This window comes from Gemmiger gallinarum (genome assembly GCF_014982805.1).
GTDB lineage: Bacteria > Bacillota > Clostridia > Oscillospirales > Ruminococcaceae > Gemmiger > Gemmiger gallinarum.
The window spans coordinates 136,775-151,409 of the sequence record NZ_JADCKC010000002.1; the positions used below are offsets into that span (position 1 = coordinate 136,775).

10 protein-coding genes are annotated in these 14,635 nt (G+C 63.9%); 5 read left to right on the plus strand and 5 right to left on the minus strand.

What is annotated here, in order from left to right:
* The first annotated feature begins 156 nt into the window (after positions 1-156).
* A complete protein-coding gene (locus INF35_RS06285; protein WP_193500693.1) occupies positions 157-2,235 on the plus strand; it encodes an elongation factor G in 2,079 nt (692 codons plus the stop codon).
* 160 nt (positions 2,236-2,395) lie between these two features.
* Here INF35_RS06285 and INF35_RS06290 read toward each other — a convergent pair whose 3' ends face one another.
* From INF35_RS06290 to INF35_RS06305, 4 genes are all read right to left on the minus strand, one after another.
* Entirely contained in the window at positions 2,396-3,394 is a 999-nt protein-coding gene (locus tag INF35_RS06290) for a GGGtGRT protein (RefSeq protein ID WP_193500695.1), read from the minus strand.
* A gap of 20 nt (positions 3,395-3,414) precedes the next feature.
* Positions 3,415-4,116 (minus strand): iron-sulfur cluster assembly scaffold protein, encoded by a 702-nt coding sequence (locus INF35_RS06295; RefSeq protein WP_193500697.1) that lies wholly within the window; start codon positions 4,114-4,116, stop codon positions 3,415-3,417.
* A gap of 229 nt (positions 4,117-4,345) precedes the next feature.
* Positions 4,346-6,031, minus strand: coding sequence for an O-antigen ligase family protein (locus INF35_RS06300; protein ID WP_193500699.1), 1,686 nt, complete (start codon positions 6,029-6,031; stop codon positions 4,346-4,348).
* A 146-nt stretch (positions 6,032-6,177) separates the two neighbouring features.
* Positions 6,178-7,341, minus strand: a complete 1,164-nt coding sequence (locus INF35_RS06305) for an MFS transporter (RefSeq protein WP_193500701.1) — start codon at positions 7,339-7,341, stop codon at positions 6,178-6,180.
* A 155-nt stretch (positions 7,342-7,496) separates the two neighbouring features.
* Here INF35_RS06305 and hisS point away from each other — a divergent pair, with 155 nt between their 5' ends.
* A complete protein-coding gene (hisS, locus tag INF35_RS06310; RefSeq protein ID WP_193500703.1) occupies positions 7,497-8,741 on the plus strand; it encodes a histidine--tRNA ligase in 1,245 nt (414 codons plus the stop codon).
* 109 nt (positions 8,742-8,850) lie between these two features.
* On the opposite strand, the gene INF35_RS06315 is transcribed toward hisS, so the two are convergent.
* Complete coding sequence (locus INF35_RS06315; protein ID WP_193500705.1) at positions 8,851-9,177, minus strand: putative quinol monooxygenase; 327 nt, start codon at positions 9,175-9,177, stop codon at positions 8,851-8,853.
* Positions 9,178-9,469: 292 nt separating this feature from the next.
* Between INF35_RS06315 and INF35_RS06320 the strand changes: the two genes are divergently transcribed.
* The 3 genes from INF35_RS06320 to INF35_RS06330 all read left to right on the plus strand — a co-directional run bounded on the left by INF35_RS06320 (position 9,470) and on the right by INF35_RS06330 (position 14,611).
* A complete protein-coding gene (locus INF35_RS06320; RefSeq protein ID WP_193500707.1) occupies positions 9,470-11,305 on the plus strand; it encodes an NAD(P)-binding protein in 1,836 nt (611 codons plus the stop codon).
* Positions 11,299-13,056, plus strand: a complete 1,758-nt coding sequence (locus INF35_RS06325) for a [FeFe] hydrogenase, group A (protein ID WP_193500708.1) — start codon at positions 11,299-11,301, stop codon at positions 13,054-13,056. The genes INF35_RS06320 and INF35_RS06325 overlap by 7 nt, the downstream gene beginning before the upstream one ends.
* A 340-nt stretch (positions 13,057-13,396) precedes the next feature.
* The gene (locus INF35_RS06330; RefSeq protein WP_193500709.1) at positions 13,397-14,611 is read left to right on the plus strand and encodes a glycosyltransferase family 4 protein; all 1,215 of its coding nucleotides are present in this window, start codon (positions 13,397-13,399) and stop codon (positions 14,609-14,611) included.
* Positions 14,612-14,635 lie beyond the last annotated feature (24 nt).

Consider the following 14,635-nt stretch of genomic DNA (forward strand, 5'->3'; position numbering starts at 1 on the left):
TTTTACAGATATTGAGTAAAAAACTGTTTAATCTTTTCAAATAGTGTGGTAAAGTAGGAATATGCCGGGTAAGCCATAGCTTTCCCGGCCAGTATGTAACCGCCGGAGGGGGAGATCCCGGTATTCGGCTCCGGCGCGAAAAGAGGTTTGATAACGATGGAATACGCCAGCAAAGACATTCGCAATATTCTGGTCGCCGGCCACGCGGGCTGCGGCAAAACGACGCTGATCGAAGCCCTGCTGTACACCAGCGGCGCCACCGAGCGCATGGGCCGCGTTGAGGACGGCACTACCGCCAGCGACTTTGATCCTGAAGAAGTCCGCCGCAAGGCTTCGCTGAATTCCAGCGTTGTACCCGTGGAATATCAGGGTGTCAAATATAACATGATCGATGCTCCCGGCCTGTTCGACTTCGAGACCGGCGCCTGCGAGGGTGTTGCCGCCGCCGAGAGCGTGCTGATTTGTGTATCCGGACGTTCGGGCGTGACGGTGGGCGCCGAAAAGGCCTACCGCCTGGCTGTCAAAAACAACCGCGCCCGTATGGTCTTTGTCTCCAAGATGGACCTGGAAAACGCCGATTACTTCAAGATCCTGGAACAGCTCAAGATCGAGTTCGGCCCCACCATCTGCCCCTGCGTCGTGCCTTCCCGCCTGGATGACGGCACCGTCGCCTACATCAACCTGTTCAGCCAGAAGGCCTTCAAATACGAGAGCGGCAAACAGATCCAGATCGAGCTGCCCGACATCGGCCACCGTTTCGAGGGTCTGATCCAGGCCATGAACGAGGCCATCGCCGAGACCGACGAGGCCCTGATGGAGAAATTCTTCGAGGGTGAGAACTTCACCACCGAGGAGATCGTCTCCGGCATGGCCACCGGCGTGCGCACCGGCCAGATCACTCCTGTGTTCTGCGGCAGCGCCGTCAACCAGCAGGCGCTGGATATGCTGCTCTACAACATGAAGGAGCTGCTGCCCGCCGCCGACACTGCTTCCGTTGTGGGCGAGGACGACAAGGGCGAGCCCGTGGAGGTCGCCTGCGACGCCGACGCTCCCACCTGTGCCTACGTCTTTAAGACGGTGGCCGATCCCTTCGTGGGCAAGCTGAGCTTTGTCAAGGTTCTGGGCGGCAAGCTGACCAGCACCTCCAACGTAGTCAACGCCCGCACCGGCCAGCCCGAGCGTCTGGGCAAGATGCTCACCGTCTGCGGCAAAAAGCAGACCGACGCCGCGGCCATCCCCGCCGGCGACATCGGCGCCGTTGCCAAGCTGACCACCGCCAAGACCGGCGACACTCTGTGCGATCCCGCCCGGGTGGTCAAGCTGGCCGCCCCCGTCTACCCCATCGCCAGCTACCGCATGGCTGTCCGCGTTGCCAAGAAGGGCGACGAGGGCAAGGTCTCCGGCGCCCTGACCCGCCTGATGGAGGAAGATCCCGCCATCGGCTTCACCGTGGACCCCGAGACCAAGCAGCAGATCATCAGCGGCCTGGGCACCCAGCATCTGGAAGTGGCCGTGACCAAGCTCAAGAACAAGTTCGGCGTGGAAGTCACGCTGGAAGTGCCCCGCATCCCCTACCGCGAGTCCATCCGCAAGAAGTGCAAGGCCCAGGGCCGCCACAAGAAGCAGACCGGCGGTCACGGCCAGTTCGGCGATGTCTGGGTGGAGTTTGAGCCTTGGGATTGCGAGGAACTGGTCTTTGAGGAGAAGGTCTTTGGCGGCAGCGTGCCCAAGAACTTCTTCCCCGCTGTCGAGAAGGGCCTGCGCCAGGCTTCCCAGCACGGCGTCCTGGCCGGATATCCGGTGGTGGGCATGAAAGCCACCCTGCTGGACGGCAGCTACCATCCCGTGGACTCCAGCGAAATGGCCTTCATCATGGCGGCCAAGCTGGCCTACAAGGCGGCCGTGCCCGAGGCAGGTCCCGTCCTGCTGGAGCCGGTGGGCACCCTGAAGGCCCATGTCCCCGCCGACAACACCGGCGACATCATGGGCGAGGTCACCAAGCGCCGCGGCCGCGTGCTGGGCATGACCCCCGATGAGGACGGCCAGCAGATCGTGGAAGCCGAGGTCCCCATGGCGGAAATGCAGGACTTCACCACCTTCCTGCGGCAGCTGACCCAGGGCCGCGGCTGGTTCACCTTCGATTTCGTCCGCTATGAGCAGCTGCCCCAGATGTTGGAAGGCAAGGTCATTGAGCAGGCCAAAGCACTGGGCAACATGGCCGAGGACGACGCCTGATCCTTTCCCCGGTTTTACCTCCATACCAAATACAGGAGGGAGAGCAGAAACGCTCTCCCTCCGTTTTTATGTTCTGGCTCCGCACAGCAAAAACGCCGCCCTCCCGAAACCGGGAGAGCGGCGCTTTTTATATCGTTGTCAGGCTATGCTGCGCACAGACTCAGGCGTTGGCCTGGGAAGCGGCAACAGCGCAGGCGACGGTCATGCCAACCATGGGGTTGTTGCCGGCGCCGATGAGGCCCATCATCTCAACGTGAGCAGGCACACTGGAAGAGCCGGCGAACTGAGCGTCGCCGTGCATACGGCCCATGGAGTCGGTCAGGCCGTAGGAAGCAGGGCCGGCAGCCACGTTGTCGGGATGCAGGGTACGGCCGGTGCCGCCGCCGGAAGCGACGGAGAAGTACTTCTTGCCGTTCTCCAGCGCCCACTTCTTGTAGGTGCCGGCGACCAGGTGCTGGAAGCGGGTGGGGTTGGTGGAGTTACCGGTGATGGAAACCTCAACGCCCTCCATCTTCATGATGGCAACGCCTTCCAGAACGTCGTTGGCGCCGTAGCACTTGACAGCAGCGCGCTCGCCGTCGGAGTAAGGAACGGTCTCGACAACCTTGACCTCGCCGGTCTTGAAGTCGAACTCGGTCTTGACGTAGGTGAAGCCGTTGATGCGGCTGATGATCATGGCAGCGTCCTTGCCCAGGCCGTTCAGGATGACGCGCAGGGGCTCCTTGCGGACCTTGTTGGCGGTACGGGCAATGCCGATGGCGCCCTCGGCGGCAGCGAAGGACTCGTGGCCGGCCAGGAAAGCGAAGCAGTGGGTGTCCTCATGCAGCAGCATGGCGCCCAGGTTGCCGTGGCCCAGGCCGACATGGCGCTGCTCGGCAACGGAACCGGGAACGGTGAAGGCTTCCAGGCCCTCGCCGATGGCGGCGGCGCAGTCAGCGGCGCTCTTCAGGCCGCGCTTGACGGCAATGGCAGTGCCCAGGGTGTAAGCCCAGACGGCGTTGTCAAAGCAGATGGGCTGAATGCCGCGGATGATCTTGTCGCAATCGATGCCTTTGGAAAGGAGCAGCTCGTTGCAGGCGTCCAGAGACTCGAGGCCATTGGCTTTCAGGCACTCGTTGATTTTGGGCATCCGGCGCTCCTGAGATTCAAAAGTAGCCATAGTATCTGTTCCTCCCTCTCTTATTCTTCACGCGGGTCGATGTACTTGACCGCACCCTGCTCGGCGCTGAAACGGCCGTAGGTGCCGATGTTCTTCTCGTAAGCGGTCTTGGGATCGACGCCATGACGGATGTCCTCCATCATCTTGCCCAGACGGACGAACTGATAGCCGATGACCTGATCGTTCTTGTCGATGGCGGTCTTGAGGATGTAGCCCTCGGTCAGCTCCAGGTAACGGACGCCCTTCGCCTTGGTGGAGAAGATGGTGCCGGTCATGCTGCGCAGACCCTTGCCCAGGTCGTCCAGGCCGGCGCCGATGGGCAGGCCGTCCTCGGAGAAGGCAGTCTGGCTGCGGCCGTAGACGATCTGCAGGAACAGCTCACGCATGGCAACGTTGATGGCGTCGCAGACCAGGTCGGTGTTGAGCGCTTCCAGGATGGTCTTGCCGGGCAGGATCTCGCCGGCCATGGCGGCAGAATGGGTCATGCCGGAGCAGCCGATGGTCTCGACCAGAGCTTCCTCGATGACGCCCTTCTTGATGTTCAGGCTCAGCTTGCAGGTGCCCTGCTGCGGTGCGCACCAGCCCACGCCGTGGGTGTAGCCGCTGATGTCCTCAATTTGGTAAGCCTTTACCCATTCGCCCTCTTCGGGGATGGGAGCCGGGCCGTGCTTCGGACCTTTTGCAATGGGGCACATGTGTTCGACTTGTGCAGAATAGGTCATAATATTCTCTCCTTTACGACGATTTGGTAAAGCATTACACAGCACCTTCATTATAAAATGCGGGGCGCGTTTTTTCAAGACTTTGTGACAAATTTGACGGACACCGCGCGCATTTTTTCCAAATCTTCCCGGATATGCCGCGGCAAAACGCAAAAAATCAGCCTCCGGAGCCTTTTTGCAGGCATCCGAAGGCCGAAACATTTGAGATGGTAAAATTTGTTTCTGTCCGTCAGAACAGATAGAAAAATACCAGGTGAGAAAGTCCCGCCGCCATGACCATGGAGACAACGGCGGCGACGACCACCTTACCCCAGCCCCAGCGGGAAGGCTGCTGTTCCGCGGGGGCGGCACGGCGCTTTTTGCGCACCCGGGATGCCGGGGCTGCGGCGGGCTGTGCGGCGGGTTGCCTGACCTCGGGGGCGGTCCACGCCGCCAGCAGTGCGAAGAGCAGCATGACCTCAGGGAAGATCATGGACACCCGGATGCTGACGATGGCCTGCACCAGGTAGCTGCACAGGGCCAGCACGACCGGTGCAACGCCGTTTTTGCTCCAGTGGGCAAAGCCCCGGCGCAGATGACTGACGAGAAAGGCGACCCACGCCGCCAGACCCAGCAGACCGGTGGAGAGCAGCTGCTCCAGATACTCGTTGTGGGCGGCATAGAAAGTTTTCATACGGGCGGTGATGCTGTCCCCCGCCCAGTCGGCCACGGCCCGATGCATCATGCCGGGGCCGTAGCCCACCAGCTTGCGCCACAGGGAGGCATCCGCCCAGGTGCCCCAGGCCGCCCGCCAGGCGGTGCCCCGGTAGGTGCCCCAGTCGTCGTTAAAGACAAAGAAGTTGTCCAGTGTTCCCAGGGACGGGAAGCCGGGCAGCAGATTGGCCAGCAAAAACACCAGCGCACCCGCCCCCAGCACAATGCCGGTAAGCACCCGGCCCAGCAGGCAGAGGGAGACTTCCGGCTTGCCCTTGCGGGCCCGCCAGGCCAGCCCCGCCCAGATCAGCAGGCAGGCAAGCCCCAGGGGCAGGGCCAGTTTGACCTCGCCGAATTTTGCCAGCAGAGAGGTCCCGCCCTGGGTGTAGACCGAGCGGCGCATGTAGTGCATCCAGGCGGCCCAGGCGAAGAACATGACGCCCACTATGGCGCCCCGGCGCAGTTTTTTGGTGTCAAAGTCCCTGTGGCAGGCCAGCACCATCATGGCGGCGCCGATGCCCAGGGTCAGGCCCTCGGCATCCACCACGGCCAGAGCCAGGGCGCCGAAGGCGGCGGGCACCGCATACCCGATGGTGCGGGCGCGGCCTTTTGCCGTCAGGAAAGCGTAGAACACCAGGGGCAGGGCCACGCTCATGTACCCGGCGTTGAAGTCCTTCTGGCCCAGGGTGGAGAAGAACTGGGCACGCTCCACCACGGCGGTGTTCTCATAGCTGCCGATGGGATCAATGTTGAAGATGTTGCAGACATACAGCACCGTGACGATGATAACCGTCACGCCGGTGCATGCGGCCAGTAGGTCAAAGCCCCGTTCCGGGGCAAAGGCCCGCACGGCCAGATACCCCACCGCGGTGAACAGCACCAGCATCAGACCGCCGTAGTAGCTGCCCAGTCCCCACACCGAGGCCAGGGGCGACAGGGACAGGCAGGTGGCCAGCAGGGTTGTCCCCGCAAAGGCCGCCAGCGACCAGAGGCTCACATCCCGCCGGGCACCGGCAAAGCGTCCGGGCACCGTCTGGGCGCCGATGAGCACACAGGCGCCGATGGCAATGCACCAGAGAAGGAACAGGGTGGATACCCCCGTGAACTTGGTGACGCCCAGGTTGGAAAAGCGGTCGATATATAATGGGTAGACGCTGAGCGTGGCGAGGCAGAAAGCGGTCGCGGCGCCCGTTGTCAGACGTTGGAGCGGGTCATTGCGCATGAAACGGTTTCCTCCCAATCCTTGTACCCCGCAGACTTCAAGCGCATCACAGCAGGGCAGACCGGGCTGTGTTCCCTCTGCGCAGGGCGGGGCGATTTGTACAGACATAGGACATTGTACCGTTTATCGGGAGTTTTTTCAACCGTTCAGCGAGATTTGTTCAAAGGTTTTACAAGTGCGATGCACACAAGCCCGGCCAGGGCGCAGGCCCCCGCCGCCCAGTGTCTTGCCCCCATGGGCAGCAGCTGGGAGCCCGCATAGCTGAGCAGGCTTCCGGCACTCATGCCCAGAGCGATGAAGCCGTAGTTGACCCCCGCGTGCTTGAGGCCGAACAGGTCGGTGTTGAGGGCGGGCTGCACCGCCGCGCCGCCGGAGTAGAAAAAGGTCAGCGCTGCATAGGCCGCCGCCACCAGCCACCCGCCTGCAAAGGCAAAAGCCAGAGTTCCCGCCGCCAGCCCGGCATAGACGCCGTACAGTACCGGTTTGCGGCCCAGGCGGTCGCTGAGGGCGGGGCAGGCCAGCCGCCCCGCCGCACTGGCCGCCGACCCGATGACCACGCACCACTGGGCAAGCTCCTCCGCCAGGCCCCGCTCCGCCGCGATGGACAAAATATCCGGGCTGAACAGCAGCACCGGCGGCGCGGCCAGCGCCACCGCCGCCACGCACAGACGGTACTGGCGGGTGCGCAGCATTTGTTTGGGGGGCAGGTCGGTCTCGCTGCCTGCCTGGACGGCGGACTGGTCGGGCGGGTCCCTGAGGACGGCGGCCCCCGCCCCGCAGACGGCGAGCATCACTCCGCCCAAAGCCCCAAAGCAGATCCGCATGCCGAGGTGTCCCCCCACCAGCCGGACAAACAGGGTGAGGAAGGCCCCCGACAGCCCGGTGGCAATGCCGGTGACTCCGGTGGCAAAGCCTTTTTTATCCGCATACCACTTCTGGACGCAGGCCAGCACTGAGGGCGCCAGAAAGGCGCTGCCCAACCCGGCCGGCAGGCTGAAAATCAGCAGAAACAGCACCGCATTGCCCTGAGGCACAAAGGCCGCCGCCACAAAGCCGCCGCCCAGAAGTGCCGTGCCCAGCAGCCCGGCAGTCCTTGGTCCTTTGGCGTCCTGCAGGTAGCCGCCCAGCAGGCAGCCCAGCCCATAGGCCGCTACCAAAATGGCAAAGCCCAGGGTGGCCTGCCCCCGGGAGAAGCCGTAATCCTCCATGACCGGTTTCTGGAAGATGCCCCAGGCGGCAGGGATACCGGTCAGCAGCTGGACGGCCGCTCCCGCCGCCAGCACCCATTTTGCGCGCGGCTGCTCATGCATGGGCCGACGCCTCCTTTCGGTAATGCGGGGCAGCGCTCCTGACGCCGCCCACACCCCTTAGTATGCGCCGCCGCGGTTGACAAAATGCCTGCGGGCGGGCTATGATTGTAATATTGTTTATAAATGTGTCTTTTGTAATATTGGAGGGACCCTGTATGAAGACCCAACCCTTAAAGGGAATGCGTGACCTGCTGCCTCACGAGCAGGCTCTGCGCGACCATATCCAGGCGGAGATCCTGGCCACCTACCGTGCGGCGGGATTCCAGCGCATTTCCACCCCCATCCTGGAGGATCTGGAAAATCTGGACAAGAGCGACGGCGGCGACAACCTGAACCTGATTTTCAAGGTGCTCAAGCGGGGCGACAAGCTCACCTCTGCTCTGCAGTCCGGCGACGCCACCAAGCTGGCGGACATGGGCCTGCGCTATGACCTGACCTTGCCCCTGTCCCGCTACTATGCGGCCAACCGGGCTTCCCTGCCCACTCCCTTCAAGGTCATCCAGACCGACCGAGTCTACCGCGCTGAGCGCCCCCAGAAGGGCCGTCTGCGGGAGTTTGTCCAGTGCGACATTGATATTCTGGGCGACAGTTCCCCCAACGCCGAGGTGGAGCTCATCGACGTGACCGCCCGGGCCCTGCTGCGCATCGGCTTTACCGGCTTCACCGTCAACATCAACGACCGCCGCATCCTCCGGGCCATGCTGGAGACCATGGGCTTTGCCGCCGACACGCTGGATTCGGTCTGCATCAGCTTTGACAAGCTGGACAAGATCGGTGCCGACGGCGTGCGGGACGAGCTGACCGAGAAGGAACTGCCCGCCAATGCCGTGGCCAGCCTGTACGACTTCCTGCAGGGCGGGGACTTCTCGCTGGAGGCGGTGGCCTCCCGCTGCGGCGACGCCTCCCTGGCCGACGACCTGCGCTATGTGCTCTCCGCCAGCGAGAAGGTGGCCAATGGCCGTTACGGCATCGCCTACTGCCCCAGCCTGGTCCGCGGCCAGGGCTATTACACCGGCATGGTGTTCGAGATCGTCTGCCCCCAGTTTTCCGGCGCAGTGGCCGGCGGCGGACGCTACGACAATATGGTGGGCAAGTTCATCGGCCAGCAGGTCCCGGCCGTGGGCTTCTCCATCGGCTTTGAGCGGGTCTGCGGCATTCTGCTGGAGCAGGGCTACGCCATACCCGGCGCCAAACCCCGTCTGGCCCTGCTCTACCTGCCCGACGCCGACTTTGCCGATGTCCTGGCCAAGGCGGAGCGCCTGCGCGCCGGCTACGACGTGACGGTGCTGCCCCAGGCCAAGAAGCTGGGCAAGCAGTTCGGCACCCTGGAGGCCGCCGGCTATCAGGCCGCTGCCTTTGCCGACAACGACGACATCCGTCAGCTGGGCCAGAAAAAGTAAGTTCACCCGGTAAAACACCCATATAACATCAAACGCGGCATGCCGTGGGGGAAAATCTCCCGTCCACGGCATGCCGCGTTTTTTCGTTTGCCTTGGTTCGCCCCAGTTTTCACCGGCGGATGAACTGTGCATCCCCGGGGGCATCCTCCGCCGAGCGGTAGCGCTCCACCCTCATGTGCAGATCGTACTTTTCCCGCAGGGCGGCGATCTCGGCCATCATGGGGGAGGCATGGTGAGCGTCGATGGCCTCCTGCCCCGTCCAGCTGTCGATGAGCAGCACCGTCTCGGGGTCGTCCACGGGCAGAAAGTACTCGTACTGCAGATTGCCCGCCTCCTTCCGGATGCGCTCCACCACGCCGGTCCGGGTCATCTCCCGGGCAAAGGCCCGGGCGCTGCCCCCGCTGCCGGTGTAATAAAGATGAATGGTGATTGCCATATTGCCGCCTCCTCTGGTCCGGTTTTGGGTAAATGCTCCTGTCTGTATTGTAGCCGGTCGGCAGGGTTGGTGCAAGTATGCGGGGACGTGCTTGGGAATTGGTGAACGAAATCTGAACATTTGTGATTTGGTACAGTATTTTGTTGAAAATTTATCAAACATCAGGTACAATGAATACAACAAGCTTTGCTGTAAGCTTTCGGTGTAAGTTTTTTGACGGGTTTGCTGCCCGCCTCACCGCGTCCCCGGCCTTCCTGCCGGGCAGACGCCGAACAGGATTCAGGAGGTATTGATGTCCAGACTTTCCATCGAGACCCCGGACCGCGCCCAGCAGGTGGTCGACGACCTCTGCCGCGATATGGGGCACCGCATTGCCGCCAATCCGCCGGGACTCTGTCCTGTGGATATGGCGCTCAATTTTTTGCGCCTCTGCCATGCCCAGACCTGCGGCAAGTGTGTACCCTGCCGCATCGGCCTGTCCCAGCTGGAGACTCTCATCGAGAGCGTCCTCGATCAGACCGCCCCCGACGGCACCATTGATCTCATCGAGTCCACTGCCGCTGCCATTGCCGATTCCGCCGACTGCGCCATCGGCTACGAGGCGGCCGCCATGGTGCTGCAGGGGGTCCGTGGCTTCCGGGAGGACTACGAGGAGCACGCCCACTACGGCCGCTGCATCTGCAGCCTCAAGCAGCCAGTGCCCTGCGTCACCACCTGCCCCGCCCATGTGGACATTCCCGGCTACGTCGCCCTGGTGCGGGAAGGCCGCTTCGACGACGCCGTGGACCTCATCCGCAAGGACAATCCCTTCCCCTTCTCCTGCGCCTATGTCTGCGAGCATCCCTGCGAGCGCCAGTGCCGCCGCCGTCTGGTGGACGACGCGGTGAACATCTGCGGCCTCAAGCGGTTTGCCGTGGACCATTGCAGCCGCACCGCGCCCCCGCCCTCCGCCCCTGCCACCGGCAAACGGGTGGCCGTGGTGGGCGGCGGTCCCAGCGGCCTGACGGCGGCCTACTACCTGTGCCAGATGGGCCACAGCGTCACGGTGTTTGAGCAGCGGGAAAAGCTGGGCGGCATGCTGCGCTACGGCATTCCCGACTACCGTCTGCCCCCCGAGGTGCTGGACCGGGACATCGACTACATCCTGGCCTGCGGGGCCGAGGTCCGCACCGGCGTGTGCATCGGCAAGGACGTGCAGGTGGCCGACCTGCAGAAAGACTACGACGCCATGTACGTTGCCATAGGCGCCCACGCCGACAAAAAGCTGGGCCTGCCCGGGGAGGACAGCAAAAACATCCTCTCCGCCGTGGAGTTCCTGCGCAACTGCGGCGAGGGCCATGCCCCCGACTTCACCGGCAAGCGGGTGGTGGTCATCGGCGGCGGCAATGTCAGCATGGACGCCACCCGGACCTCCATCCGGCTGGGTGCCGCCAGCGTGACCTGTGTTTATCGCCGCCGGGTGGACGACATGACCGCCCTGCCCGAGGAGATCGAGGACGCCCTGGCCGAGGGCTGCCAGATCCTGCCCCTCCAGGCCCCCCACCGCATCGAGGCCGACGAGGAAGGCAAGGTGGCCGCGCTCTGGACCCGGCCCCAGATCATCGGCGGCTACGGCCGGGACGGACGCCCCGGTCCCCGCAACGCTGCTGAAAAAGAATTCCGCATTCCCTGCGATTACATCATTATTGCCATCGGCCAGCGCATCGAGTCCGACGAGTTTGAGAAGGGCGGCATCGAGACCAGCCGCGGCGCCCTCAAGGCCGATCTGTCCGGCTATGTGCCCGGCACCCCCAACGTCTTTGCGGGCGGCGACGCCGTCACCGGACCCGCTACCGTCATCCGGGCCGTGGCGGCGGGCAAGGTGGGCGCTGCCAACATCGACGCCTTCCTGGGATTCCACCATGTCATCGGCTCCGATGTGCGCATCCCGCCCGCCAAGCTGTCCAACACGCCCCCCTGCGGGCGCATCCAGCTCAAGAGCCGCAATCCCATGGAAGCCCGCACCGACTTCAGGCTGGCCACCTGCGGCATGACCGAGGAGGAGGCCATGCAAGAGGCCGGGCGCTGCCTGCGGTGCGATCACTTCGGCTACGGCATCTTCAAGGGAGGGAGGACGACCCAATGGTAAACGTGACAGTCAACGGCACCCCCATCGCGGTGCCGGAGGGCACCACCATCCTCAACGCCGCCAAGGCCGCCGGGGTGGAGATCCCCCACCTGTGCTACCTGAAAGGTCTCAACGAGATCGGCGCCTGCCGCATCTGCTGTGTGGAGATCGAGGGGGAGCGCAATCTGGTCCCCAGCTGCAACAACCCCGTCTTTGAGGGGATGGTCATCCGTACCAACACCGACCGGGTCCGCCGCACCCGGCGCATCAACGTGGAGTTGATCCTCTCCCAGCACGACTGCAAGTGCGCCACCTGTGTGCGCAGCGGCAACTGCCAGCTCCAGACCATCGCCAACGACCTGGGCATTCTGGACAACATCTATCCCCAGGACCTGGTCACCGGCGTGCGCGCCCTGTGGCCCAAAGATTTTCCCCTCTACCGGGACACCAACAAGTGCATCAAGTGCATGCGCTGCATCCAGGTGTGCGATAAAATTCAGGGGGTCAACGTCTGGGATCTGTCCGGCACCGGCAGCCGTACCCGGGTGGATGTGAGCCGCAACCGCCGCATCAAGGAATCCGACTGTGTGCTGTGCGGACAGTGCATCACCCACTGCCCGGTGGGAGCCCTGCGGGAGCGGGACGACACCGGACGCCTGTTCCAGGCCATGTCCGACCCGGACAAGGTCACGGTGGTGCAGATCGCCCCCGCCGTGCGCGCCGCCTGGGGTGAATCCCTGGGTCTGCCTCCCGAGAAAGCCACCGTCAACCGCATGGCAGGCGTGCTGCGGCGGCTGGGCTTTGACTATGTGTTCGACACTTCCTTTACCGCCGATTTGACCATCATGGAGGAGGGTACCGAGTTTCTGCACCGCTATGCCGCCGGGGACACCCGGGAGCTGCCCATGTTCACCAGCTGCTGCCCCGGCTGGGTGCGCTATCTCAAGAGTCATTATCCCGAATGGACCGACCGCCTGTCCACCGCCAAGAGCCCCCAGCAGATGTTCGGCGCGGTGGTCAAGAGCAGCTTTGCCAGGCGGATCGGCGTGGAACCGTCCAAAATTTTCAGCGTATCCATCATGCCCTGCGTGGCCAAAAAGGCCGAGTGCGACCTGCCCACCATGAGCACCGACGCCGGGCCCGATGTGGACCTGGTGCTTACCACCCGGGAGTTTGTCCGCCTGATCCGGGCGGAAAAGCTCAACCCCGAGGATATTCCCGAGGAAGGCTTTGACTCTCCCATGGGGGTCTACAGCGGCGCGGGCGTCATCTTCGGCGCCACGGGCGGCGTCATGGAAGCTGCCCTGCGCTCCGCCTACTTCCTGCACAATGGACATAACCCCAAACCGGAGGATTTCCGTGCGGTGCGCGGGGACGCCACCGGCGCTTCCGGCTGGACCGAAGCCGAGTTTGACCTGGGCGGCGGGGCCATGGTCCGCACCGCCGTGGTCAGCGGTCTGGCCAACACCGGGCGGCTGCTGGCAGAGCTTGCCGCCGGGCGGGTGCACTACGACTTTGTGGAGGTCATGGCCTGCCCGGGCGGCTGCGCGGGCGGCGGCGGACAGCCCATCCACACCGACGACGTGGAGCGGGCGGCCCAGCGGGGCAAGGTCCTGTACAACATCGACCGCATCCAGACGGTGCGGTTCAGCCATGAGAACCCGGAGGTCAACGCTCTGTACCGGGAGGAACTGGGCGAGCCGGGCAGCGAAAAGGCCGAGGCCCTGCTGCACACCGACCACCACGCCTGGCAGATGCCCGCCCAGCGCTGAAACCGGCCGGCCATTCCAGGCCGCGGGGCGGTTTTCCCGGACTTCCAAGGGCCTTATTTTCGCACAAATTCCTGTTCATTTTCTTTCCTTTCTCTCCCTCGCGCCGGACGGCGCCGCATACGGGGTTCCCTCGCCCCGGCGGCGCCGTCCGGTTGTTTTTTTGCGATTGTATGAAATAATTTCAGCGTTTCGTCTGTTACATGTATAAAAAAGTTGTAAAGATTTTCCTGGGCTGCTCAATCTGTCCGGTCCGGCTCGTCTCCATGGACAAGGAACGAAAAACCTGATCCGGCGGTCGCTGCGGACCCTGCCCCGCCGGGTCCCATGTGAGGATTTTACAATGAAAATTCTGATTGCCTCCGACTGGTATATTCCCGCCGTCAACGGTGTGGTCACCTCGGTTTTGACCTTGCAGAAAGAACTGACCCGCTGCGGCCACGACGTGCGCATCCTGACCCTCTCCGGCGATGGCCGCGACCATCATTCCGGCTGCGTCTACGCCCTGGGCTCGGTGGACGTGGGGCGCATCTATCCCGGCGCCCGGCTGCTGGCCCCCTCGCCCCGGACACTTCTCCAGCTGCTGATCGACTGGCGCCCCGATGTGGTCCACAGTCAGTGCGAGTTCAGCACCTTCGCCCCCGCCCGGCGCATTGCCCGGGCCTGCGGCGCCCCCCTGGTGCATACCTATCACACCGTCTACGAAGACTATACCCACTACTTCTCCCCCAGCCGCCGCTGGGGCCGGGCGCTGGTCAAGGGCTTTACCCGGGCGGTGCTGGCCCGCACCGACGCCGTCATCGCCCCCAGCGTCAAGGTCAGCAACCTGCTGGAAGGCTACGGCGTCCGCACCCCGGTGCGGGTAATCCCCACCGGCATCGACACCGCCCGCTTTGCTCATCGCCTGTCCGGGGAGGAGATCACAGCCCGCCGTCATGCTCTCGGCATTCCGGAAGGCAACTGTGTGGCCCTCTCTCTGGGCCGTCTGGCACGGGAGAAGAACATCGACGAGCTGCTGCACTGCCGGGCCGCCATGGGAACCGTCCCCCTCACTCTGCTGCTGGTGGGCGGCGGTCCCGACCAGCCCCGGCTGGAGCATCTGGCCCGCACCCTGGGCCTGTCCGACGGCCGGGTGGTCTTTGCGGGGATGGTTTCTCCCGCCCTGGTGCCGGAATACTATCAGCTGGGGGACGTCTTTGTCAGCGCCTCCTCCAGCGAGACCCAGGGGCTCACCTACTTTGAGGCCATGGCCTGCGGGCTGCCCCTGGTCTGCCGGGAGGACCCCTGCCTGGAGGGTGTGGTCATCCCCGGCAAAAACGGCATTCTCTACCGCACCGGGGAGGAGCTGGCTGAGGCCCTGGGCACCCTGGCCGCTCAGCCCGAACGCCGGGCCTCCATGGGACAGGCCTCGGCAGCACAATCCCGGCTGTTCACCGCCCAGCGTTTTGCCCGCAACGTGGAGGCGCTTTACCGCGAGGCATGCCTCGCCCATGAGGCGCAGGTCCGGGCCTTCCCGGCCCTGCCGGCGGCTCTGCCCGCCGGGCTGCTGCGACGCTGATTCACTAAGGAAAGGAAGATGGGG